This window comes from Nocardia yamanashiensis NBRC 100130 (genome assembly GCF_001613325.1).
In the GTDB taxonomy this organism is placed as follows: Bacteria; Actinomycetota; Actinomycetes; order Mycobacteriales; family Mycobacteriaceae; genus Nocardia; species Nocardia yamanashiensis.
In genome coordinates this window covers 400949-423636 of sequence record NZ_BDCD01000002.1, presented here as the reverse complement: position 1 = coordinate 423636, position 22688 = coordinate 400949, and the positions used below count along the sequence as shown (strand labels likewise).

General features: G+C 67.0%; 20 protein-coding genes. 7 read left to right on the top strand and 13 right to left on the bottom strand.

Features of this window, described 5'->3' with window-relative positions:
* Window positions 1–325 precede the first annotated feature (325 nt).
* Complete coding sequence (locus NY1_RS41705) at window positions 326–1480, bottom strand: PucR family transcriptional regulator (protein WP_169815293.1); 1155 nt, start codon at window positions 1478–1480, stop codon at window positions 326–328.
* A gap of 144 nt (window positions 1481–1624) precedes the next feature.
* Here NY1_RS41705 and NY1_RS02025 point away from each other — a divergent pair, with 144 nt between their 5' ends.
* The 5 genes from NY1_RS02025 to NY1_RS02005 are packed head-to-tail and all read left to right on the top strand — an operon-like array spanning window position 1625 to window position 6582.
* Entirely contained in the window at window positions 1625–3166 is a 1542-nt protein-coding gene (locus NY1_RS02025) for a long-chain-fatty-acid--CoA ligase (protein WP_067707206.1), read from the top strand.
* A 2-nt stretch (window positions 3167–3168) separates the two neighbouring features.
* Window positions 3169–3933 carry an enoyl-CoA hydratase-related protein gene (locus NY1_RS02020; protein ID WP_084534600.1) on the top strand — a complete coding sequence of 255 codons (765 nt, stop codon included), beginning with the start codon at window positions 3169–3171 and terminating at the stop codon, window positions 3931–3933.
* A 5-nt stretch (window positions 3934–3938) separates the two neighbouring features.
* Window positions 3939–4730: an alpha/beta fold hydrolase gene (locus NY1_RS02015; protein ID WP_067707857.1), complete on the top strand. Its 792-nt coding sequence runs from the start codon at window positions 3939–3941 to the stop codon at window positions 4728–4730.
* Between the two features lie 15 nt (window positions 4731–4745).
* A complete protein-coding gene (locus NY1_RS02010) occupies window positions 4746–6095 on the top strand; it encodes a lipase family protein (protein WP_084534540.1) in 1350 nt (449 codons plus the stop codon).
* Between the two features lie 22 nt (window positions 6096–6117).
* Complete coding sequence (locus NY1_RS02005) at window positions 6118–6582, top strand: pyridoxamine 5'-phosphate oxidase family protein (RefSeq protein ID WP_067707203.1); 465 nt, start codon at window positions 6118–6120, stop codon at window positions 6580–6582.
* A gap of 757 nt (window positions 6583–7339) precedes the next feature.
* On the opposite strand, the gene NY1_RS02000 is transcribed toward NY1_RS02005, so the two are convergent.
* The 9 genes from NY1_RS02000 to NY1_RS01960 all read right to left on the bottom strand — a co-directional run bounded on the left by NY1_RS02000 (window position 7340) and on the right by NY1_RS01960 (window position 17869).
* Complete coding sequence (locus tag NY1_RS02000; protein WP_067707199.1) at window positions 7340–8692, bottom strand: flavin monoamine oxidase family protein; 1353 nt, start codon at window positions 8690–8692, stop codon at window positions 7340–7342.
* A gap of 39 nt (window positions 8693–8731) precedes the next feature.
* Window positions 8732–9424 (bottom strand): transporter, encoded by a 693-nt coding sequence (locus NY1_RS01995; RefSeq protein ID WP_067707195.1) that lies wholly within the window; start codon window positions 9422–9424, stop codon window positions 8732–8734.
* Between the two features lie 75 nt (window positions 9425–9499).
* Window positions 9500–10798 (bottom strand): NAD(P)/FAD-dependent oxidoreductase, encoded by a 1299-nt coding sequence (locus tag NY1_RS01990; RefSeq protein WP_067707192.1) that lies wholly within the window; start codon window positions 10796–10798, stop codon window positions 9500–9502.
* Window positions 10795–11175, bottom strand: a complete 381-nt coding sequence (locus NY1_RS01985; protein ID WP_067707189.1) for a hotdog domain-containing protein — start codon at window positions 11173–11175, stop codon at window positions 10795–10797. The genes NY1_RS01990 and NY1_RS01985 overlap by 4 nt, the downstream gene beginning before the upstream one ends.
* Complete coding sequence (locus tag NY1_RS01980; protein ID WP_067707186.1) at window positions 11172–12836, bottom strand: flavin-containing monooxygenase; 1665 nt, start codon at window positions 12834–12836, stop codon at window positions 11172–11174. The genes NY1_RS01985 and NY1_RS01980 overlap by 4 nt, the downstream gene beginning before the upstream one ends.
* Before the next feature lie 30 nt (window positions 12837–12866).
* Window positions 12867–14324: an aldehyde dehydrogenase family protein gene (locus NY1_RS01975; protein ID WP_067707184.1), complete on the bottom strand. Its 1458-nt coding sequence runs from the start codon at window positions 14322–14324 to the stop codon at window positions 12867–12869.
* Window positions 14325–14356: 32 nt separating this feature from the next.
* The gene (locus tag NY1_RS01970) at window positions 14357–15451 is read right to left on the bottom strand and encodes a Zn-dependent alcohol dehydrogenase (protein WP_067707181.1); all 1095 of its coding nucleotides are present in this window, start codon (window positions 15449–15451) and stop codon (window positions 14357–14359) included.
* Complete coding sequence (locus NY1_RS01965; RefSeq protein ID WP_067707178.1) at window positions 15451–16245, bottom strand: enoyl-CoA hydratase/isomerase family protein; 795 nt, start codon at window positions 16243–16245, stop codon at window positions 15451–15453. The genes NY1_RS01970 and NY1_RS01965 overlap by 1 nt, the downstream gene beginning before the upstream one ends.
* 10 nt (window positions 16246–16255) lie before the next feature.
* A complete protein-coding gene (locus NY1_RS01960) occupies window positions 16256–17869 on the bottom strand; it encodes an AMP-binding protein (protein ID WP_067707175.1) in 1614 nt (537 codons plus the stop codon).
* A 215-nt stretch (window positions 17870–18084) separates the two neighbouring features.
* Between NY1_RS01960 and NY1_RS01955 the strand changes: the two genes are divergently transcribed.
* Window positions 18085–18759 carry a TetR/AcrR family transcriptional regulator gene (locus NY1_RS01955; RefSeq protein WP_067707173.1) on the top strand — a complete coding sequence of 225 codons (675 nt, stop codon included), beginning with the start codon at window positions 18085–18087 and terminating at the stop codon, window positions 18757–18759.
* Here the strand turns inward: NY1_RS01955 and NY1_RS01950 are convergent.
* The 3 genes from NY1_RS01950 to NY1_RS01940 are packed head-to-tail and all read right to left on the bottom strand — an operon-like array spanning window position 18734 to window position 21520.
* Window positions 18734–19513 carry a gamma-glutamyl-gamma-aminobutyrate hydrolase family protein gene (locus NY1_RS01950; RefSeq protein WP_067707170.1) on the bottom strand — a complete coding sequence of 260 codons (780 nt, stop codon included), beginning with the start codon at window positions 19511–19513 and terminating at the stop codon, window positions 18734–18736. The genes NY1_RS01955 and NY1_RS01950 overlap by 26 nt on opposite strands.
* Window positions 19510–20865: a glutamine synthetase family protein gene (locus NY1_RS01945; RefSeq protein ID WP_067707167.1), complete on the bottom strand. Its 1356-nt coding sequence runs from the start codon at window positions 20863–20865 to the stop codon at window positions 19510–19512. The genes NY1_RS01950 and NY1_RS01945 overlap by 4 nt, the downstream gene beginning before the upstream one ends.
* Window positions 20858–21520 (bottom strand): hypothetical protein, encoded by a 663-nt coding sequence (locus NY1_RS01940; protein WP_067707851.1) that lies wholly within the window; start codon window positions 21518–21520, stop codon window positions 20858–20860. Before NY1_RS01940 ends, NY1_RS01945 begins: the two co-directional genes overlap by 8 nt.
* 150 nt (window positions 21521–21670) lie before the next feature.
* Between NY1_RS01940 and NY1_RS01935 the strand changes: the two genes are divergently transcribed.
* Window positions 21671–22636, top strand: a complete 966-nt coding sequence (locus NY1_RS01935; protein WP_067707165.1) for an alpha/beta hydrolase — start codon at window positions 21671–21673, stop codon at window positions 22634–22636.
* Window positions 22637–22688 lie beyond the last annotated feature (52 nt).

The window sequence follows — 22688 nt, the reverse complement described above, 5'->3', positions numbered from 1 at the left end:
TGCCGACAGTCCGTGCGACAGCAAGCGATGCCGCACGGCATCCTTGCCGACGCTGTACAGCCCAGGGCGAGAACATGATTCGCTGTGTGTCTGCGTCGCCACCGGCATGCGCACACATCCCGCAGGTGAGCGGCGTAGTCGCCGGCTTGGTCGGGGCTGTCGAAGACGAGTTCGGGCATGAGCCGAGCGACATGGCCGCGGACGGTGTTGTCGGTGCAGAACATCCGATTCGCGATCTGGGTAGTCACACCCGCGCGGAGCCGCTGTTCGGGTCGGGCCAGTCGGCGGTGCGGCCATCACTTCGTTGGCAGCGGTCGGGCCCGGATCACCTGCCCCGGCGAGTGGTTTCCCGGTATCGGATGGCCCACCACACTCGCAGGGCGGCATGGGGTTTGCGGAGGTCGGTGCCGGTGAGGTCTTCGAATCTGGCGATGCGGTAGCGGACGGTGTTGGGGTGTACGACGAGTTGCGCTGCGGTGAGGTCGGCGCGCATACCGGTGTCGATGTAGCGGTCGACGGTATCGATGAGGAGCTGTGCCTGTGCGTCGGTGCCGAGGGGAAGCAGGAGCTGGCGGAAGAGTTCGGTACCGAGGTCGTGGTCGGCGATGACGGCCGGCAGTACACCCAAGGATTCCAGGGTGTTCGGCCCCGGTCGGCCGAAGGCTACGGCGGTGGTCAGCGCTCGGCCCGCCAGGCCGAAGGATCGTGGCAGGTCCGCGAGCGGGACGGGCGGGCCTACACCGATGGTGGATGTGGTGTCGAGGGTTTTGGCCGTTTCGAGCACACCGGCAAGGTCGCCGTCGATGACGGTCGTCAATCCGTACGAGGCCGCGGCGCGCATCGACCAGGGCGATGCGTCGGTGGTGTCGGAGTCGGTGAGCCGGGTTCGGAATGCGCGGTATTCGACGTCCGGATCGAGGCCGTAGTGATCGGCTTGTTGCCGTACGGCGGCGGCGCCGAGCGTACCGAGCAGCAGCGCACGGGTGAAATCGGCTCGCATATGCAGGTCGCGTCGGGACAGTTGCAGCTCGACGTCGCGGTGGGCTGCCGCGTAGGCAGTGGTTGCCTGGTCGACCAGTGCGAGCATCTGATGGGTGGTGTCGAGGAGCAGCGCATCGGGAATCTCGAGGTCACGACCCACTTTTGTTATCGCGAACAATATGTCCTGAATAGCCACCCGCCAGCTGTGTTGGACGTCTGGCAATGAAAGCCCTTGCTGGGCACGTATTTTCCCGTATTCGCGGAAGACGTGCAGGTCGTCTTCGTTCAACGGACTCCGTCGGCCCAGGGCGTCGATCATGCGATCGAACAACACCGGCGACGTGCGAGCGACGGTCGCTGCCGAGATCGCGGAGTAGCCCGCCGCGGCGGCCTGCGATCGACGTGCCATGGCATCTATGAGCTGCTCTTTTTGTTCCATGAGCCCAGCCAGAAGGCGTCGTAGCTGCGCGGCCTGTGGTGGTTCGACGGTGGCTCCCATGGTGTTGTCGAGAGTATGGCGACTCATTGGAACGAGCAACAAAATCGTCGCGCGCGCGTTGGCATCGGATCCATGGTGTGACCTACGGCGTTGCCCGAATACTCGAGACTGGCGGACTGCCGTACTCGACGACGAGGGCAAGGGATGTATCTGACACAGGGGTTGCATCGCTCGGTGCAACAGCACCCCGAGCAGGTGATGACGATCTATCGGGATCGTCGGCGGACGTACGCCGAAGCCACCCAGCGCATTGCCGCCTTGGCGGGAGCGCTGCGCGGGTTGGGCGTCGGCGACGACGAGCCGGTGGCGATCCTGTCGCTGAATTCGGATCGCTACAGCGAGTTCCTGCTGGCGGTGCCGTGGGCGAACGCGGTGATCAATCCGGTCAATATCCGGTGGAGTCCCACCGAAATCGCCTACTCGCTCACCGATTCCGACAGTCGGGTGCTGTTCGTCGACGAGGCTTTCGCGCCGATGGTGGCGGCCATCCGGGAGCAGAGCGAGTGTGTACGCACCGTGGTGTACTGCGGCGAAGGCCCAGCGCCGGAGGGCATGCTCGACTACGAGGAACTTGTCGCGGCCTCCGACCCGATTCCCGACGCCCGCCGCGGCGGTCACGCGGTCGCGGGCGTGTTCTACACCGGCGGCACCACGGGATTCCCGAAGGGAGTACTGCTCAGCCACGCGAATCTGCAGACCTCGACACTGGGCGGGCTGGCCACCGGGCTCTTCGACGAAGATTCCCGAATCCTGCACGCCGCCCCTATGTTCCACCTCGCCGATCTTTTCCTGTGGGCGTGCGGGATGAGCCTGGGCGGTACGCACGTGATCGTCCCGGCCTTCGATCCGGCGGCGGTGCCGGCGGCGATCCAGGAGCATCGGGTCACCGAAACCGTCCTGATTCCCATCATGATTCAGTTGCTGGCCGATCATCCGGCGACGGCCGAGCACGATCTCTCGTCGCTTCGGCACCTGTTCTATGGCGGCGCGCCGATCTCACGGGCCGTGCTGGACCGGGCGGTCGCGGCCTTCCCGCACGCGCGGTTCGTGCAGGCGTACGGGATGACCGAGGTCGCCGCCGTCGCCACCATGCTCACCCCCGGCGATCACACCGACACCCGGCCGGGTTCGGCCGGGCGTGCGTTGCCGCACAGCGAGGTGCGCATCGTCGATGCCGAGGACCGCGAGGTGCCACGCGGCACGGTCGGGGAGATCGTGGTGTGCGGCGGCCATGTCATGCTCGGCTATCTGAACAGGCCGCAGGAGACCGCGGCGGTTCTGCGGGACGGCTGGATGCACACCGGCGACGGCGGATTCATGGACGACGCCGGTTACGTCCATGTGGTCGACCGGCTCAAGGACATGATCATCACCGGCGGGGAGAACGTGTACTCGGCCGAAGTGGAGAACGCGATCTCCGCGCATCCGGCGGTCGCGGTGTGCGCGGTCATCGGCGTACCCGATCCGACGTGGGGTGAGCGGGTACACGCGGTCATCGTCTGCCATGCCGGTCGAACGGTCTCCTTCGAGGAGATCCGCGAGCACACCAAGGCGCTCATCGCCGGGTACAAGGTGCCGCGCAGCATCGAGATCACCGAGTCCCTGCCGCTGTCAGGAGCGGGAAAGATCCTCAAACGCGAACTGCGCAAGCAGTTTTGGAGCGAATCGGAAAGGCAGGTGTCGTAGTGGTGACCAGCTCCGCGGACATTCTGGAGTGCACTCGCGTCGACGACATCCTGGTGCTCACCATGCGGCGCGAGCGCCAGCGCAACGCCATCGACGCCGAGCTGACCGCGGCTCTGGACGCGGCGCTGAACGAGCTGGACGACAATCCCGACCTGCGCGCCGGTGTGTTGACCGGCGCTGGTGCGGTATTCAGCGCGGGCACCGATCTCAAGCGCGGCTCGGGCGCACCGACCGCACGCGGAGGGGAATACGGCCTGGTGCGCCGCCACCGCGTCAAACCGCTCATCGCGGCGGTCGACGGCCCCGCCCTGGGCGGCGGGTTCGAACTGGTGCTGGCGTGTGATCTGGTGGTGGCCTCCACGGCCGCGGCGTTCAGCCTGCCCGAAGTGCGGCGCGGGGTGGTCGCGGCGTGCGGAGCGCTCTTCCGTACCGCCAGGGCGTTGCCGCGCAATATCGCCACCGAACTGCTGCTCACCGGTGAGCCCCTCGCTGCTGAACGCGCGCACATGCTCGGGCTGGTCAATGTGTTGACCGAGCCGGGCAAGGCTGTGGAGGCGGCGCTCGAGCTGGCCGGTCGGCTGCGTGTCGGTGGGCCGGTATCCATCCGGGAAACCTTGCGCGCGATCGACAGCTACCACGCTGCCTCCGACGAAACCGGTTGGACCGTCACACAAAAGGCGATCGAGACCGTGCTCGCCTCCGAAGACTGCCGCGAGGGGATCCTCGCGTTCGCGGACAAGCGCGCCCCGCGCTGGACAGGACGGTGACCCTGATGTACTTCCGCGAAGACGGCAAGCCGCAGGGCAAACCGATCGTGCTCGTGCACGGGTTCGCCTGCTCATCGCACTGGTACGACCGCGTCGTGCCGCGCCTGGCCGACGACTACCGGGTCATTCGGGTTGATCTCAACGGCCACGGGCGTACCGGTGGCGATCAGGGCCTCGATCCGCAGGACCAAACCCGTTCCCTGGCAGCGGTTCTCGACGAGCTCGACCTCATCGACGCGATGGTGGTCGGGCATTCCTATGGCACCGATATGGCCTTGGGCGTCGGAGCGATCTCGGATCGTGTCAGTGAGATCGTGATCATGAGCCAAGCGCCGGATTACAGCCTCGCCACGTTGCCTCGCGGCCATTCGCTGGTCGGTGTGCCGCTGGTGCCGCAACTGGTGCACCATCTGACACCGGATTGGGTGGTGTGGCGGGTGTTACGCGGCGGATTCCGGCCCGGTTTCGACATCGGGTCCGGTTTCGATGATCCACGCCAGCCACTGCACGACCGCGCGGTGATGTCGCCCGGTATGTACCGCGCCGTGGTGCGAACTCGCGATCTCGAGTTGCGGGCGGAACCGCTCGATGCCCGGATCCGCGCCATCGACAAACCCGTGCTCGCGATCCACGGCCGTCACGACCAGTTCTTCGACTGCGAGGGAAGCATCACGCGCTACCGCGCCGCGGGCGCGACCGTGCGAGTCATCGAAAACGCCGGCCACACCCCCAATGTGGAGACGCCCGACGAAGTCGCCGCGCTGCTGCGCGAATTCCTCGCGCCTCGCCCGCTATAGGAACTGAGGACACTCATGAAATTCACGGACACAATGCGGTGTCTGACCGTCGTCACGGTGATGGCGCTCGCGCTCGGCGGGGTCGCCGAAGCAGCACCGCCCACGGGCCCGACCGATGCCGCCGGCGATGCCTTCTATGTTCCTCCCGACCCGCTCCCCGGATCGGCTGCCGGTGACGTCATTCGCACCCAACCGTTCCCGCTCCCGTTGTCGCTCCGGTTGAACCAGGTCACGATCCCGGCGACCGCGCAACGGATCATGTACCGCAGCAACGACGCCCACGATGAGCCGATCGCGGTGACGGGCACCTACTTCGAGCCCAGCCAACCCTGGACCGGGCCCGGCGATCGACCGCTGGTCACCATGGCGGCGGGCACCCAGGGCCAAGGCGACGACTGCGCACCGTCGAAGCTGTTCGGAGAGCTGCTCACCTACCACTTCCCGTTCGACATCATGACCGAGTACGAGGTCCTGTCCGTCTACCTGCTGCTGGCGCGTGGTGTCGCCGTCGTCATGACCGACTACGCCGGACTCGGCACCCCCGCGGTGCACGACTGGATGAACCGTCAGTCCCAAGGTCACGCCGTGCTCGACGCGGCCAGGGCGGCTCGGAAACTACCCGGCACCTCCCTGGGCGCGGCCTCACCGCTGGCGATCGCGGGCTACTCCCAGGGTGGTGGTGCGGCAGCCTCGGCCGCGGAGATGCAGCCCGGCTACGCACCCGAACTCGACCTGCGCGGCAGCTTTGTGGGCGCGGTTCCCGCGGACTTGATCGCCGTCCTGCCCGCACCGGCCTCCGAAGCCGGTATGTTCGGCAACGGCGTAATCAGCGGTCCCGCAGTCGGTTTGTTCGGTTACATCCTCAACAGTCTGGCGGCCGTCTATCCCGAGGCGAGACCGGAAATCGACCGCATCACCAACGACAGCGGAAAACGGCTGATAGCCGAGGTCGCCACCTCGTGCGTTCCGGATCTGCTGCTGCGCAACATGTTCCGGAGCTCACGCGAGTTCACCGCAAGTGGGCGACTGCTCTCGGAAGAGATTCTCGATTCCCCGATCCTGCGCGAACTGCTCGATCGGCAGCGAATCGGCCGGCTCACACCCGGTGCACCCGTCTACATCTCCTCGGCGATCGTCGACGATCTGGTCGGCTACCCCCAGAGCAGGCAGCTCGCGCAGGACTGGTGCGACGCCGGCACGACCGTGGAACTGAACAAGTTCGATCGAATTCCCCCGTGGTTCAACGGCCTCGGAGTCGGACATGTGATCAGCATGCTCCCGTATTTGTCGGCGATGACCGATTGGCTGCTGGCTCGGTTCACCGACGTTCCCACGACCGGCAACTGCTCAGCCCTGCCGAACTGACCACAGACCGAAAGAAGCATCGATGAAACAGCAACGACGTGGCCGCAAGATCGCCATGACCCCCGATGAAATCGACGCCTTCCTCGCCGACGAGCGCACCTGCCGCGTCGCCACCCTCACCGCATCCGGACACCCGCACGTCGCACCACTCTGGTTCGTGTGGGACGGCAAAAGCCTGTGGCTGTACTCGATCGTGAAAAGCCAGCGGTGGACCGACCTCACCCGAAACCCGGACATCGCGATCGTCATCGACGCCGGCAAAGACTACTTCGAACTGCGCGGCGTCGAAATCCTCGGTCGAGCGGTCGTCGTCGGCGAGGTACCGCGCACCGACACCCCCGACCCGATCCTGAGCGAGCCTGAATCATTGTTCGCGCGCAAGTACTTCGACACCGACCAGATCCCCGCCGACCACAAGCACGCCTGGTTGCGGATCACCCCGGACAAGCTCACCAGCTGGAACTTCGCCAAACTCAACGAACTATGACCCAGACGCACCCGGGCAGCCGCAGAGGTGGGTCTCAGCCCCGCTGAGAATCGGGGTCTACACCGGAAAAGTCGACTGAAGGCGCGAGACACGGCACGCTACACTCGACAATAGCGCGCACTTGAGTCCACTGAAGCCAGCTAGCCTCCGAGCACGGATCACCCAGAGGTGTGCCCAATGGGCTGTCCCCCATGATCCCGAGGACTCGAACCTGCGGCTTCATACGTTCGCTGGGCTGGTACCCCAGCGAACGCAGACGTCCCATGCGTTCCGCAGCGTCCATCGGAAAACGACTGGTAGCAAAGAGTTTCGCGGTGTTCGTCGCTCTATCGAGCACGGACGTACCGGACGGTTGCCAAATTCGTTGCCAGAAACCTCGACAAAAGTTGAGGGCGGTCCTGAAACCTACCGGTCAGGACCGCCCCCGTTAGTAGCGGGGACAGGATTCGAACCTGCGACCTCTGGGTTATGAGCCAAGGGAACACCGTACTGGGCATGCCATGACGTCCCGGTGTGTCCTGTCCACACAGGTCGACGACCTATCAATCGTCTAGGGCGTCCTCCTGATCCCATCCATCCAGCTGGGTTCCGCCCCGTCGTGATGCCAAATCTGATGCCAATCCGTCGCGGCCTGACCAGGAACAACGTCAACCAGGCGACACCGAGGATGGCGAGCGTCAGCTCCAACGCCAACAGCAGTTTCCGCATTGCCCGCTCCTTCGACGAGCCCAATCAACGCATCGGCACCTGCCCGACGTTACCGCCGCAGGCTCGCCCGCACGGCCAGCGCCGCGCGCTCACCGGAGGTCGCCGCATCGGCGAGTGAGGGCAGGTCGAGTTGGTAGTCGCCGGCGAGGTAGATGCTCCCGAGCGGGTCACGCAGGGTCGGAAGCGACTCGCGGCGGCCGGGTGCCCAGAACGGCACGACTCGGTGGTGTCGACGCAGAATTCCTTGTCCCAGTTTGCCTTTCAGCTCGGGGAAAACCGCGAGGAGGTCGGCGGTGAAGCGCGAGATGATCTCCTCGTCGGGGAGGTCGAGCAGTGCGTCGGCCTGAGCGCCGCCCGCGAAACAGGCCAGCGCGCCACCGGGTTTGCGGTCGTCACCGGTGCGCAGGGCGGCGGCGTGGTTGAATACGGCCTGGAAGGCCAGCTGCGGGGTGGAGACGGCGAAATAGTTGTCCCAGCGCTGCGGCCCGACCTCGTCGGTGAAGAATCCGACGATCACGTAACGGCCGTAGGCGATATCACCGAAGGCGCCCTCGTAATGCGGTGGGAGATCCGGGATGATCCGTTCGGCGATATCGGCGGGAACGGTCACGATCGCGCGCTCGGCGCGCAGTCGCACCTGGCGGTCCCCGTCGAGGTAGTCGACGATCACGCCGTCGCCGTCCTGCCGCACCGATCGCACTGTCGTGTGCAACCGGATGCGGTCACCGAGATCCCGCGCCAGCACGTCGGTCAGCGTCTGGTTGCCGCCCACCGGTAGCGAGAAGTTCGGGATCTTCTCCGGATCGGCCAACGCGAGGCCGACCGAGATGACGAGCTGAGTGGCGGCGGTCTCCCCCAGTTCGCATCCCATCCACTGCGCCGACCACGACCTCACGACGGCGGCGGCCAGTTCGGATCGGACGCCCTTCAGCAGGTACGAGGCCGGTTGGGCGTCGAGCCGGGCGCGCACCCGCCGAGCGAGACGACTCTGCGACTCCAGGAAGGGCATGACCGCCAGGATGCGGGCGCCGACGACGGCCATGCCGATGCGGTCCATCATGGACATGCGCGTACGGAACATGAGCGCGATGGGATTCGAGGTGTCGATCGTCCTGCCGTTCAGGTGCAACGCGACGCTCTTGCCGGCGAGCGAGCCTCGTTCGATGCCGTGCCGGTCGAGGGCTTCGATCAAAGTGCCTGTGCCCTCGGTGAATTGAGTGCCGACATTGATCCAGTAATCGCCCTGCCGGACGGTTTCGACGCGCCCGCCTGCGCGATCGGTGGACTCGAGGACAACCACGTCGGTTTCCGCGGACAGCGTGGTCGCGGCCGTCAAGCCCGCGATTCCGGCGCCGATGACGACTACCGTCGTTGTCTCGTCAGGTATTTCGTGCGTATTCATTCGAACTCCGTTGTTTCGATCGATGTGGACGCGCGGCGCTCAAGCCGTGACCGGTGTGCCGTTGACCGCTCTGGCGTCGGTGCGCTGGTTGTGCGCGTCGAACGCGCGGTAGGCGCGGAAGTACGTGAACATCTGCAGGCCCCAGGTGGACAGCGCGCCGATGTAGAAGAGCGTGTGCTCGGCATCGTCGCCCGGGATGTGGACGAAGTCGTAGATGGAGGCGATGACGAATCCGCAGGCGGTGGCGACGGCGGTCCAGATGGCGTGCCCACGTTCGCCGATATCCCACAGCCGCTTGGCGAAGTACGCCAGGAAGAGCGTGGTGAGCACGTTGACGACGATGTAGAAGATCTTGCCGGGAGTGCCGATCTCGTCGGCGAATTGGCTGAGGACGAAGCCGGCCGCGCCCGCCAGGGCGAACGCGGCGATGTCCACCGCCGCGGACGGTTTGTACCGGTGGGTCACGCTCATCAGTCCGAGGACCAGGATGAGCGTGATGCCGACCGACCGGGAGAACGCGTCCAGGAAGTACGCGAAGGAGTACATCGGGCTGTCGTGACCGGCTTTGATCAGGCCGTAGATCAGGAAGTTCGTACCCGAGGTGGCGACGATGATCCATTCGAGGCCGAGCAGGTAGTTCTTGTAGTTGCGAATGAACTTGATGCCGAAGGTGAATCCCACGGTGATCATCCAGATGTCCGCGACCGCGAACAGCAGTTCTCGAATGGACATTGTTACTCCTTGAATTGGTGAATCAGACGACCTGCGCGGTGGCCGGAGCGCCGAGCGGTCGGGTCGAGCGGAGGGTCATTTGGTGAGGCTTGCCAGGCGGTCGGAGGCGCGGTCGGCGAGCCAGCCCGCATAGAGGGCGGGACCGCTGACGAAGCTGGGACCGAAGCCCTTGCTGCCGTGCCAGATCGCGGCCAGATCCTCGTGCAGCGTCTTACCGCCGACGTGGTCGGCGAGCAGGTGACCGACGTACTGGGCCTGGGCGAAACCGTGGCCGTTGCAGGCGAGCGAGTAGAGCACGTTGTCGGAGGCTTCGCCGGCTACCGGAAGCCAGGTGGAGCTCATACCGATCCAGCCGCCCCATGCGGTCTGCGCCTTGACATCTCGCAGGCCCGGGAAGCGCTCGTGGAATCCGCGGACCAGGTCGTCGGCGACCTTCTGGTCAGGTGTGCGGTCCGGCAGCGGGTTCCGGCCGGTCTGGAGCCGGCGGGTGCCGAACACGATGGTGCCTCGCGGTGTGACGCGGTAGCTCTCGAGGATCATGTGCAGCGTGACCATCGGCGCGCGACTGGTCCAGCCGATCTCGTCGAGCCGCTCGGCCGCGACGGGTTCGGTCTCGACCAGCGAAGTCCAGACCGGAGTGGCCAGACGCTTCGGCGCGATGGACAGGCCCGCGCTATAGGCATTGGTCGTCAGCAACGCCTTTCGCGCGCGCACCCGGCCGTTCGGGGTCGTGACGATGACCTGGTCACCGGTGTCGGCGACATCGCGCGCCGGGGTGTACTCGTAGACGCGCACACCGGACGCGATCGTCGCGGCCCGCAGGCCGAGGACGAACTCGCCTGGATTGAGCGTGCCGCCGACGCCCTCGCGTACCCCGCCCAGGAAGCCCTCCGGCAGCCCTGCTGCCCGGCCCTCGACGAATTCGGCCGACGATCCGGCCTCGGCCATCGCCTTCGCATTGCGGCGTGCGTGCCGCAGTTGCCCCTTGGAGACGGCGGCCATCACGATGCCCTCGCGCTGGAAGCCGCAGTCGATTTCGTGGCGGGCGATGGCCGCCTCGGCGAAGTGCACCGAATTCTCGGCATACCGGTACAGGTTGCGCAGGCGCTCGGGTTTGAGCAGCAGCCGGAGCAACTCCGGGTCGGCCGCGATGGAGTTCGTGATGTACCCGGCGTTGCGGGAACTGGCGCCCCAGCCGAGGGTGTGTGATTCGAGCAGCACCACGTCGGCGCCGTTCTCGGCCGCGCGCAGGGCCGCCGACATGCCGCCCACGCCACCTCCGATCACCACGACATCGCAGGTGGTCTCCTGGTCCAAGGACGCTTCAGCGGTGGCGGGCGTTGCCGCCCAGCCGGTTTCGTGGAGTAGTTTCATGACGATCCCTTCTTTTCGTCGGGGATCACCGCGGTGCCACGGGCGCGTACCGCGAGCAGCGGTGATTCGAGGACTCGAGAACGGCCGGAATCGCCGGCCGCGCGGCACACCACACGGAGTTCGAAATCGACCGTGCGACTCCGGTTGCCCTTCTTCACCAGCCGGGCCTCGGCTTCCACGACGTCGCCGCCGCGCACCGGGGCGAGGAATTCGACCGAGGAGTATCCGGCGAACAGGCCCTCGTGGCCGTCGATCTCGATCGACAGGTCGGTGCCGACATCGCCGAACAGTTTCAAAGCGAAGGCACCGTCGACGAGGTTACCGGCGTAGTGGGCATCGGAGAAGGCGACGTACCGCCGGTGAATCGCTGTGTTCACGAGATCTCCTCGTGGATCGGACCGAGAGTGCGAACCTGCGCCTGGCCGTCGATCTCGACGCCGGGGTAGCCCCGCTTGGCGATCTCGGTGCATATGCGGCGGTACTTGCCGACGCCGCCCACATACCCCATGAAGGTGCTGGGCTTGCCTTCCACGTTCGAGCCCCGATACCAGGACTCGGTGGTTGCGTAAAGCGTTGCGGCAACCGTCTTTTCGGTAATGTCCACCCAGTCGTCCTGGCCTTCGGCGGTGGCCTCGACGATTGTCGCGCCGCGCTCGCGGGCGTGTTCCATCAGATCGGCGATCCAGTCGACGGCCTGCTCGATGGTCATCACCACATTGCTGGCGAGCGCGGGGCTCTGCGGGCCCGCAATCATGAAGAAGTTGGGGAAGTCCGCGGTCATGATCCCGAGGTAAGTGCGCACACCGTCCTGCCAGGTGTCCTGAAGTTTCCGGCCGGACGCGCCGGTGAGCCCGAGCCCGTACAGCGGGCCGGTGAAGGCGTCGAACCCGATGGCGAGCACCAGGGCGTCGGCCTCGTACGCGTTCTTCGAGGTGACGATCGCATTCGCGGTCATCGTCTCGATCGGCTCGTCGCGCAGCGAGACCACTGATACGTTGGGGCGGTTGAAGGTCTCGTAGTAGTCGGTTCCGAAGCAGCTGCGCTTGGCGCCGAACGGGTGGTACTTGGGCACCAGCAGTTCGGCGGTGGCCGGGTCCCGGACGATGTCGCGGATCTTGTCGTGCAGGAATTCGGCTGCGGTCCGGTTGGCTTCGGCGTCGACGAGCAGGTCGGCGAACTCGCCTCCGACGCCATTGAATCCGCTGAGTTCGTAGGCGATCTCGTAGCGTCGCCGGCGTTCTTCGGCCGATACGTCGAATGCCTTGTCGGCGGCGGGTCGGTCGGGGATGCCGCCGGGCGAGTGCCGGCATTGCTCACGGATCGCCGGGTAGTCGTTCTTGATGGCTTCGACCTGTGCAGTGGACAGTTCCGCGTTGCGGGCGGGCATCACATAGTTCGGGGTGCGCTGGAAGACCGTGACGTGCTCGGCGACCTGCGCGATCAGCGGGATGGCTTGCACCCCGGACGATCCGGTGCCGATCACGGCGACGCGCTTGCCCGCGAGGTCGTCGAGCGAGATGTTCCAGCGGCTGGTGGAGACCTGGAGCCCGGTGAAGTTCCCGAGGCCGGGTACGTCGAAATCCTTCGGGGTGGACAGCCCGCCGGCGCCCGAGATCAGGTAGCGGCCGCGACGGGTTTCGCCGTTGTCCAGCACCACTTCCCAGTACCGTTCGGCCGCATTCCAGGTGGCGCCGACCACGCGGGTGCCGAATGTGAAGTGCTTGCGCAGGTCGAAGCGGTCGGCGACATGGTTGATATAGGCGAGGATCTCGGCCTGTGGCGCGAACCGCTGGCTCCAGGTCCATTCCTGTTGGAGCGCATCGTCGAACGAGTACGAGTAGTAGATGCTCTCGACGTCGCAGCGCGCACCCGGGTAGGTGTTCCAGAACCAGGTACCGCCGACATCGGGTCCAGCTTCGAAGCCCGCGAAGGACCATCCGGCGGTGGCGAGCCGGTGTGCGAGGTAGAGGCCGGAGAATCCGGCGCCGACGCCGATGACGTCGACGATCCCGGTGTCCGCGGAGGGAATGGAATTCATGGAGAGTGCCGCTTTCGTCGAAATGGGTGGTTACAGGGGCAGGTCGGGGGAATCGACGCCGACCACGCGGTCGCCGCAGAACACCCGGACGGATTCACCGGGGGCGTGCCCGCCGATTCCCGCTGTGCCCCAGAAGCTTTGGGCCGAGCCGTCGGCGAGATCGGCGATCTTCGCGCCGTTCACGCGCACCTCTCCCGATCGGATGCGCGCACCGATGTCGATGGCATGGTCCAGATCGCGGCCGAAGACGTAGGCGTCCAGGCCGGACGGGTTGGCATTGGCCACGCGCAGGGCGTCTTCGTCGGATTCGACGCCGTGCAGGGTGATGAGCGGCCCGAATAGCTCTGCGGTGGCGAGCGCCGGGTCGATGCCAGAGGCGACGGCGGGCGAGAGGAAGAAGCCGTCGAGCTCCGGAAGTTTCGCGGGCTGATCGATGACCGCGCCGTGGGAGCGCAATGCGTCGATGCGGTTGTGCAGGGTGGCGAAGTGCGGGGCGTTCGAGATGGGGCCGAGCTGGGTGTTCTCGTCCAGGGAGTGGCCGATCTCCAGGCGCGCCAGGCGATCCAGCAGGGCCTCGCGCAGTGGTGCGACGAGACTGTGGTGCGCAAGCACCTTTCCCGGTCCCTCGCACCATTGGCCGTTGAGTTTGGTCATGCCGTCGAGGAGGCCGTCGGCGGTGACGTCGATATCGGCGTCGGCCAGCACCAGGGCCGGGTTGTTGCCGCCGAGTTCGAGCTGGAGCACCTTGAAGTCCTCGGCCGCCGCGCGGGCGATGGCGCGACCGGCGTTCGGGCCGCCGGTGAACGAGACGATCCGCACCCGGTGATCACTGGTGATCGCCGCGCCCACATCGCCCGCGCCGTGCACGAGTTGCAGTGCGCCCGAGGGTAATCCGGCCGCGACGAAGCACTCGACGATGATCTGGGCGCTACTGGGCGCGTGCTCGGACGGCTTGAGGATGACGGGGCATCCGGCGGCGAGCGCACTGGCCACCTTCGCCGCGGGGATGAAGCTCGGGCCGTTCCACGGGGTGAGGATGGCCGCCGGTCCCCACGGAACCTTGTACAGCCGCACGTCGCGCCCGTCGGCCGCCAGGGCCGTACGTCGCGGGATGGTGCGCAGATCCGCTGCCGCGGAGCGGATCCGGTGCGGCAGGAACTGTGCGATGGTGCGGGTCCTGGCGATGGGGACGCCACTGGTGAGGGCGTCGGTGCGGGCGATGTCCTCGATCCGGGTCGCGAGGAGGTCGGCCGCGCGGTCGAGCACGGCGGCGCGTTCCTCGCTCGCCGCGTCGTCCCAGCGCGCGAAGCCGTAGGACTGTTCGGCGTGGCGCAGTGCGCGTTCCACGTCCTGCAGGCGGGTGGTGACGGCACGGTGTACGGGATGGCCGGTGTTGGGGTCGAGATTCCAGGCGTCCGGGATGGTCACGCAGTCGGACCATTCGTCGGCGATGTAGTTGATCGGCTGGGGCAGTTGCGGATTCGACATCTGCGGCTCCTTCGGCGTTCGGGATGCGGGGGTCACACGGTGAGGTCGGCGACGATGCGGGTCACCTCGCCGGACTTCATCGCCTCGAAGCCCTTGTCGAGCGCGTGGAAGGGGATGATGTCGCTGACCATCTCGTCGAGCAGCAGGCCGCCCTGTAGGTACAGGCGGGCGAACTGGGCGATGTCCTCGCGTGCCTGGCCCGAGCCCATATAGGAGCCGATCAGGCGTTTCTCGCCGAAGAAGAAATCCGAGGCCGGGAGCGTCAATTCGGTTCCGTCGGGGGCGATTCCGACCAGGCAGGCGGTTCCGGTGGCGCGCAGAACCGCTACGGCGGTGGCGGCGGTCCGGGCGGAGCCGACGGCTTCGAACGCGTAGTCGACGCCATCGCCGAGCAGGCGCATGATCTCGGCGGGAACATCGGTGGCGCCGTTCACGGTGTGGGTGGCGCCGTAGGTCCGGGCCGCTGACAGCCGGGCATCGTCCAGGTCGACGGCGACGATCGCCGAAGCACCGGCCAGGCGTGCGCCCTGAATGATCGCTGAACCGACTCCGCCGCAACCGATTACGGCGACGGTCGCGCCGGGCCGGACCCGTGCGCCGCGGAATACCGCGCCGACACCGGTGATGATGCAGCACGAGAGCAGGCAGCCCACTTCGAGGCCCACGTCGTCGGGCATTTTCACCAGCGAGTTCTCTCGCATCAGCGTGTGCCGGGAGAACGCGCCCACATCGCCGAGCCGCTCGACCACCCGGCCGCCGGGCAGTTGGAAGGCGGGCCGGGGGCGCTGCCGGATCTGGGATACCCGCTGACATTGGGTCGAATGCCCGACCTGACAGTTGCGGCACAGCCCGCACGAGGGCGTGAGGGCACCGACGACTCGGTCTCCCGGACGCAGCGAAGTCACCGCGGAACCGACGGATTCCACGACGCCCGCGAGCTCGTGACCGACCACCACCGGCAGATCGGCGTGCACGGTGCCGGTCATGTAATGCAGATCGCTGTGGCACAGGCCGACATTCGAGACCGCGACTCGGACTTCGTGCGGCTGCGGATCGTCCACCTGGATCTCGGTGAACTCCAGGGGTGCGTTCAGCGCGGTGAGCAGCGCTGCTTCGGTGGTGATCATCAGTGTCTCCGATCTGGATTGCTCGGTGCGGGCGCCGCCGGCGCCGGGTTCTTCGTGGCCCAGAAGCCCTCGACGCCTTCGCTGAAGGCACCGGACTCCCACGCCAGGCGGGCCGCTTCGTCTTCGCGTGCGAAGGCGGCTTCGATGTCTTCGGGACGCGGTCGCAGCAGTCCCAGATGCAGTGCGGTGATCCGGGGATCGGAGTTCCACCGCCGCGCCGTCTCGGCCGCGTGCGGCACCAGGCCCTCCGGGGCGACGATCTCGTCGAGCAGGCCGATCCGCCGAGCCTCGTCGGCACCGATCCGGTTCGAGCCCAGGATGATTCGCATGGCGTGATTGCGGACCAGGCGACGCAGGAGAATGCTGGAGGCGTTGGAAACGATGATCCCGCGGTGGTTTTCGGGCTGAAAGTACTCGGCGGCCGGAGTGCCGATCCGGGCGTCGCAGCACAGGGTGATCTCCGAGGCGCCGCCGACCGCGATCCCGTTCACGGCCGCGATCACCGGGACTTTCGTCTCGAGAATCGCGCGCGTGATGTCGTGGAAGGTCGCGAACGCCACCCGGATCTCGGCATAGGACGCCGGAACCCGCTGGAGATCCTCACCGGCGGAGAAGGCCCGGCCCGCGCCCGTGAGCACGATCCCGCGCACTCGCTCCCCCGCACCGAAATGGCGGATGGTCCGCGCGAGCAGCACTCGCGCATCCGAATCCAGCGCGTTCAGCTTGGCGGGCCGATTCAGTGTGAGCACCGCGACGTCGTCGTCGATGCGCACGTTCACATGATTGTCGGTCATATCCGGCTCCTCAGCTGCCGTGCCGCGACGGTCGCAGGTCGTAGGTGATGCCGGGTCGCTCGGCGGACCGCGCCCGCAGCACCGGTTTGGACACCCGCTCGGACGGAGTGCGAGGGAAGTCGTCGACGAATTCCACGTAGCGGGGAACCTTGAAGCGCGCCAGCTGGTTTCGCGCGGCCTCGACGATCAGCCGCGCGGTCGTTTCGCTGTCTTCGACACCGGGGGCCAGTTGCACGAAGGCTTTGACCTCCTCGCCGAACAGTTCATCCGGCACGCCGAGCACCGCCGTCGCGACGACGCTGCGGTCGCGTTCGAGCGCCCTTTCGACCTCGGCGCTGGCGATGTTCTCCCCGCCGCGCCGGACCATGTCCTTGAGCCGGCCCACCAAGCGGTAGCCGCCCGCCTCCCGCACCGCCAGATCGCCGGTGTGCAGCCAGCCGCCGCGCAGCACCTGCGCGGTATCGCCGGGCCGATTCCAGTAGCCGAGCATCATCGGCAGACCCGAGGTGATCAGTTCACCGGATTGCCCCTCGGCGACGTCGATCCCCTGCGGGTCGACCACCCGGACCTGTTTGGTGGGCACCGGCCGGCCCAGCCGGCCGCTGCCGACATCCGCGGTGTCATCGGGCAGGCTGACCAGGTCGACGCCGCTCTCGGTCATTCCGAAGATCTCTCGCCACGGCGCGCCCCAGCGCTTTTCGAGCTGTTCGTGCAGCGCGGCGGGGATGGCCGAGCACAGCACGAGCCGCAGCTGGTTGTCGCGATCCCGGGGATCGGGCGGCTGTTTGAACAGCAGGGTCGGCATCGAGCCGAGCACGTAGCAGAACGTGGCCCGATGCCTGCGGACGTCGGCCATGAAGCCCGAGGCCGAGAAGCGGGGCAGCACCACCAGCGGCGCGCCGATCGTCAGGCACAACGCGGTGTTCCACTGCGGATCCATATACGAGAACGGCTGCGAGGTGAGCGCCACATCGCCCGCGCCGAGCCCCGACGCATGGGCGCAGACCCATCCGAGCCTGGTCCAATAGTCGTGGGTCAGCATGCAGGCCTTCGGGAAACCGGTTGTCCCCGAGGTGTATTGGAGGTTGGCGAGCGTGCTGCCGGTGATTTCGACCTCAGGCGGATCCGCGGGGAACCGCGTGAGCTCCCCGGGCGCGGCGACCTCGATGACCCGGACATCGGCCAGATCGTTGTTCGCGATGCGCACCTGCTCGACGAGCAGGGCGTGTTCCGCGTCGGTGAACACCAGTCGCGCACCGGAATCCCGGAGCACGAATTCCAGGTCGGCCCGCTGGTATGCCGAGTTCACCGGTACCGCGACCGCACCCGCCGTGAGGATCGACAGCCAGGCGACCGGCCATCGCACCTGGTTGGGCAGCATGATCGCGACCCGGTCGCCCGGACGGACGCCGTCCTCGGCGATCAGCCGCCGCGCCAGACGCGCGGTCCAGTCCGCGATCTCCCCGAAAGTCCAGGAACCGTCCTCGAACCGCAGGAACTCGCACTCACCGGAATGCCGGGCCTGATGCGCCAACAGCCCGACCAGCGTGCCGATCGGCGGATCCAGGGCCAGGCGTTCGATGTCACCGACCCGTTCGGGATGGACTGAAGCTTCGTGGATCACGGGGGTCCTCTTCGGAGTGTGCGATGGCGAGCGGCTCGTAGATCGGAGCCGGCTTGTGACGCCAGTCATAACGATAGTCCGACACGATCATTTGATCAAGTCATTTGATCCAGTCTTTGAAAAACAGCGGGCCACCTGCCCGCAATCGGCCTTGACGGCTGGTAGTGTCAGAATTGACTTGATCAACCGATCAGAAATTTCGACAGGAGCAGCGCATGGCCCGCATCCCCTCTGCCGAACGTCGCGCCGATCTGGTGGCCGCAGCGGTGCGCATGATCGCCGCGCGTGGCGTGGACGGGGCGACCACGCGCAGCATCGCGCAGGAGGCCGGCGCGCCGCTGGCCACCCTGCACTACTGCTTCGCCACGAAGGAGCTGCTGTTCGCGGCCGTCTTCGAGCACGTCGCGGCGCAGTACCGGGATGTGCTGACGCGCAACGATATTCACGGTGATGTCCGCACCAGCGCGCGGGCGCTGCTGCGCGGGGTGATGGAGTGGTACCTCGCCAATCCCGAATTGGGCGCGGCCGTCATCGAATTGATCAGCTGGGCCCGCCGCCAGTCGGACAAGCAGGCCGAGATGGTCTACAGCGAGGCGTTCACCACCATGCGCACCATCGTCGACGCCGCCGCGACCGCCTCGGGCGAGACGATCGCGCCGGACACCGTCGAGGCGCTGATCTACATGGTGACCACCCTGTCGGACGGGTTCGCGCTCAACTGGCTGGTGTTCACCGACGATGCCGCGGCCCGCCGCCAGATCGAACTCACCCTGGGCGCACTGGACGCCTGGATGGCCGTCAACCTCGAGCCCGGCGCGGACACACCGGGTCCGCGGCCCGTCCCCGAGGCAGCCCCGCGCCCGCTCATGTCCTGGGTGAACGTGCGCTGAGCACGCTCGCCTCGGCGACGAGCCAGCTCAACGACGGGTCGGTGCGTTCCATCCATTCCGGATGCCACTGCACGCCCAGCACCGGCCGGCCCGGCAGTTCCACCGCCTCCACGACGCCGTCGGACGTGCGGCCGGTGACGATCAGCCCCGCACCGCAGCGGTCGACGGCCTGGTGGTGCCAGGAATTCGTCACCGCGCTCGCGCCGAAGATCCGTTCGGCGACCGATCCGGGCTCGAAGCGGACCTTGTGATCGTCGGCGCCGTCGGTGATCGGCGGCGACATCGACAGGTGCTCGACCGAACTCGGCCCCAGATGCGGAATCAGGGTGCCGCCCAGGGCGACATTGAGGATCTGCAGGCCGCGGCACACGCCGAGCACCGGGATACCGCGGTCCAGCGCGGCGCGCACCAGCGCGATTTCGAACCGGTCGCGTTCGACATCGTGGACCATCGGGTCATCGCGCGGATCCACGTCCCGGACCACCGCCGGATCGCCGCCCCAGCACGCGGGGTGCACATCCTGGCCGCCGGTGATGATCACCCCGGAAAGCCAGTGGCACAACGCTTCCGGATCGGCGTCGTAGGGCAGGTTCACCGGAACCCCGCCCGCCCCGGCGATCCGCTCGGAGAAATCGGACATGAACGTGTCGGCGAACAGATGACCGTAGCGGGGGTCCAAGCCCTCGACCAGTCCGAGCCGCACCCGCCGGCCGGTGGTGCCGATCAGCGGCGGGATCGTCTCGCGCGCGGTCACGGGAACTCGAAGTAGCGGGCCGATTCCCATTCCGACAGTTCGGCGAAGGGGTCACCGCCGGTGGTGTGGAACTGCATCCATTCCCAGCGGCGGGTGCCGACCCAGTAGTCGACGAATTCGTCGCCGAGCTGCGCGCGCAGGATCGGATCGACCTCGAGTGCGGCGGCCGCCTTGGTGATCGTGTCGGGCAGCCGCTCCAGATCCGGTACGCACCAGGCCAGATCGCTGACCGGTTCGGGCGGTTCGAGCCCGCCGTCGAGTCCGGCGATCACGCCCGCGAGAATCGTCGCGACCGCGAGGTACAGATTCGCGTCCGCACCCGGCAGCCGATATTCGAGCCGGGACTGCGAGGGGTGGCCGACCACCGCGCGCACCGCGGTGCTCTTGTTGGCGATACCCCAGGTCACGGTGGTGGGCGGGCCGCTCAGATCGACCAAGCGGCGGTAGGAGGTGATCTGCGGCAGCATCACCGAGGTCGCGCCGCGCATGGTCGCGAGCAGTCCGGCGACCGCGTGCCGCATGGTGGCCGACGGCCCGTCGGGCGCGTAGAAGGCATTGACGCCGTCGCGTTGCAGGGACAGATTCACGTGCGACGCCTGCCCGTATCCGGCGGTCGGCTTGGCCATGAAGGTCACGGTGTGGCCGAGTTCGAAGGCCACCTCCCGCATCACCTGCCGGGCGCGAGCCCAGTTGTCGCACACCGACACTGGATCTCCGGGCACCAGATTCAATTCGACCTGACCGGCCGCGTCCTCATCGCTCCAGGCTTCCCACTCGATGCCGATCTCGTCCAGGCGGCGCGCGACCGCCGACATGTACTCGACCCAATCCTTGGATTTGGCAAGGTGATACGCGGTTCCGGCGGAGCCGCCGAGCGGGGTCAGGTCGCGATAGCTCTTGGCCCGCGCCTCGTGGATGGACTCCTGGAACACGGTCGCCTCGATCTCGACGGCGACGGTCGCGGTGTAACCGCGGGTGGCCAGCCGCTCGACCAGGGCGCGGGCCAGATTGCGCGGACAGATCCCGATCGGGCTGCCGTCGGCCTGCCAATAGTCGCCGATCACCGACCGCAGACCGGGCTCCCATTCGATCAGCGTCGACAGATCGGGCCGGAACTGCACGTCCGAGACGTGCCCTCGCCACTCCGGGAAGGGAAACCCGAAGGTCGGCGCATTGCCCAGATCGAGGCCGAAGAGCAGATCGGCCATCGCGAACCCCGAATCCGCACTGGCGGCGAACTTCTTGCGCGCCACGTTCTTTCCGAGGAAACAGCCCTCGTGATTGGTGGCCTCGAGCCGGACGGTGTGCACCGAATCGTCCAGATCGACGGTGACGGTGGTGATTTCAGACATCGTAACGAACCTTCCAAGAAGCGGCGACCAGCACCGACAGCTGCGAGAGCGTGCCGCGCACGCCGACCAGACCGGTGGACAGCGCGGCGATCAGATCGTCGGCGCCGGAGAAGATCCCGGCCAGCAGCTCCGGCGGCCCCGCGATGACGTAGTGGGTGTCGCCTTCGCCGACGACGTGCTGATCGATGCCGTCCGGACCTTCGGTGATCGCGACGAGCATGTCGGGAATGCCCGGCACCGAGCGTGCGGCAGCCCAGAACGACTCCGCGGCCGCCCGCCAGTCCGGCAGCGGCGGCGACAGCAGCGCCTGCACCGCGACCGCGAGATCGTCTGCGTCACTGGGCGCCCCGACCAGGGCGCATCGCCCGTTCAGATCGACGGTCACGCTGATATCGGGCTCGACGAATACGCCGCTCGACACCGCGACGACACCGTCGGCGATGGTGACCGTGACGGCCTGCGGGGTGTCGTGCGAGCGGACGGCGATCGTGCCCTCGCAAGCCGCGACGGCGTCCTTGCCGTTGGCGCGTACGGAATCGGCGATGGTCCGGCCGATCAACCGGACCATCGGACTGGCGTCGTCCTCGATCCGGATGTCGACCCCGCCGACCGCGTCAGCCCCGCGTACCGCGAGACCGATCGTCGTTTCGGTCATGTGATTGTCCTTTCGTGCGACGAGATCGCGTGCGCGGCAGACCAGCGGCAGGATCCCGAGGAAACACGACTTCATAGTCATATGACTGAGTCATGTGACTATGATCGTGAGGCACAAATCACTTCCTGTCAACGACTTGCGAGGCTTTCCATGAACGACAGCACCCCCGAATGCTGGAAACTGCTCGATGACAATGCCGCGGCCATGGCCCGCATCTTCGGTCAGATCATCCCGAAACCCCTGCGTGAACTGGGGCCGGAAGAGGCCCGGGCGGTGGCGAACACGCAAGCGCCACCCGAGCCGATCACCCCGTTGAACCAAGTTGATCAACTGACCATATCGACGCGTTCAGGTTCGATCACCGCTCGCCGGTACCGCGCGGACGATACGTCCGGCGGCGGCTTCGCACCCGCCGTCGTCTACCTGCACGGCGGCGGGTTCGTCCTCGGCACCCTGGACGGCGCGGACGAACTGTGCCGGGCGATCGCCGCCGGCTCCGGCTGGACGGTCATCTCCCTGGAATACCGCCTGGCCCCCGAAAACCCTTACCCCGCAGCACTACACGACTGCGTCGACGCTTTCGACTGGCTGGTCCGCAATGCCACGGAACTCGGCCTCGACCCGGACCGGATCGCCATCGCCGGCGACTCCGCGGGCGGCAATCTCGCCGCGGCACTGTGCCTGCACCGCCGTGACGCGGGCCGCCGCCTCCCCCGCACCCAGATCCTCGCCTACCCCGCCGTAGACGACACCTTCACCTCCCCGGCGTGGACCGAGTTCGCCGACGCGCCCCTGCTCAGCGCCGCCGACGCGCGCTGGTGCTGGGAACAGTACGTCGGCCCGGACCACCCCGGCGGCGACCAGCTCGCCGCACCCCTGCGCGCAGCCACACTCCGCGACCTGCCACCCGCGCTGATCCTCACCGCCGAAGTCGACCCGCTGCGCGACGACGCCGAGGCATACGCCGCCCGCCTGTGGCGCGACGAAGTCCCGGTGACCCTGACCCGACACTCGGGCGTCTTCCACGGCTTCCTCTCCGAGGTCGCCCTGTTCCCCCAAGCCAAGCACGCCATCGACGAAATATGCCTGCACCTGAGCGAATTCGCGCACAAATAGGACGCCTGCACATCAGGTGGCTGTCCTTCCGGGCGACCCCCGTAGCAGCCGA

Bases quoted from the DNA above. Each gene is read 5' to 3' on its own strand.
- NY1_RS41705 (WP_169815293.1), bottom strand. From the start codon at position 1,480: ATGGGAGCCACCGTCGAACCACCACAGGCCGCGCAGCTACGACGCCTT.
- NY1_RS02025 (WP_067707206.1), top strand. From the start codon at position 1,625: ATGTATCTGACACAGGGGTTGCATCGCTCGGTGCAACAGCACCCCGAG.
- NY1_RS02015 (WP_067707857.1), top strand. From the start codon at position 3,939: ATGTACTTCCGCGAAGACGGCAAGCCGCAGGGCAAACCGATCGTGCTC.
- NY1_RS02010 (WP_084534540.1), top strand. From the start codon at position 4,746: ATGAAATTCACGGACACAATGCGGTGTCTGACCGTCGTCACGGTGATG.
- NY1_RS02005 (WP_067707203.1), top strand. From the start codon at position 6,118: ATGAAACAGCAACGACGTGGCCGCAAGATCGCCATGACCCCCGATGAA.
- NY1_RS02000 (WP_067707199.1), bottom strand. From the start codon at position 8,692: ATGAATACGCACGAAATACCTGACGAGACAACGACGGTAGTCGTCATC.
- NY1_RS01995 (WP_067707195.1), bottom strand. From the start codon at position 9,424: ATGTCCATTCGAGAACTGCTGTTCGCGGTCGCGGACATCTGGATGATC.
- NY1_RS01990 (WP_067707192.1), bottom strand. From the start codon at position 10,798: ATGAAACTACTCCACGAAACCGGCTGGGCGGCAACGCCCGCCACCGCT.
- NY1_RS01980 (WP_067707186.1), bottom strand. From the start codon at position 12,836: ATGAATTCCATTCCCTCCGCGGACACCGGGATCGTCGACGTCATCGGC.
- NY1_RS01975 (WP_067707184.1), bottom strand. From the start codon at position 14,324: ATGTCGAATCCGCAACTGCCCCAGCCGATCAACTACATCGCCGACGAA.
- NY1_RS01970 (WP_067707181.1), bottom strand. From the start codon at position 15,451: ATGATCACCACCGAAGCAGCGCTGCTCACCGCGCTGAACGCACCCCTG.
- NY1_RS01965 (WP_067707178.1), bottom strand. From the start codon at position 16,245: ATGACCGACAATCATGTGAACGTGCGCATCGACGACGACGTCGCGGTG.
- NY1_RS01955 (WP_067707173.1), top strand. From the start codon at position 18,085: ATGGCCCGCATCCCCTCTGCCGAACGTCGCGCCGATCTGGTGGCCGCA.
- NY1_RS01945 (WP_067707167.1), bottom strand. From the start codon at position 20,865: ATGTCTGAAATCACCACCGTCACCGTCGATCTGGACGATTCGGTGCAC.
- NY1_RS01940 (WP_067707851.1), bottom strand. From the start codon at position 21,520: ATGACCGAAACGACGATCGGTCTCGCGGTACGCGGGGCTGACGCGGTC.
- NY1_RS01935 (WP_067707165.1), top strand. From the start codon at position 21,671: ATGAACGACAGCACCCCCGAATGCTGGAAACTGCTCGATGACAATGCC.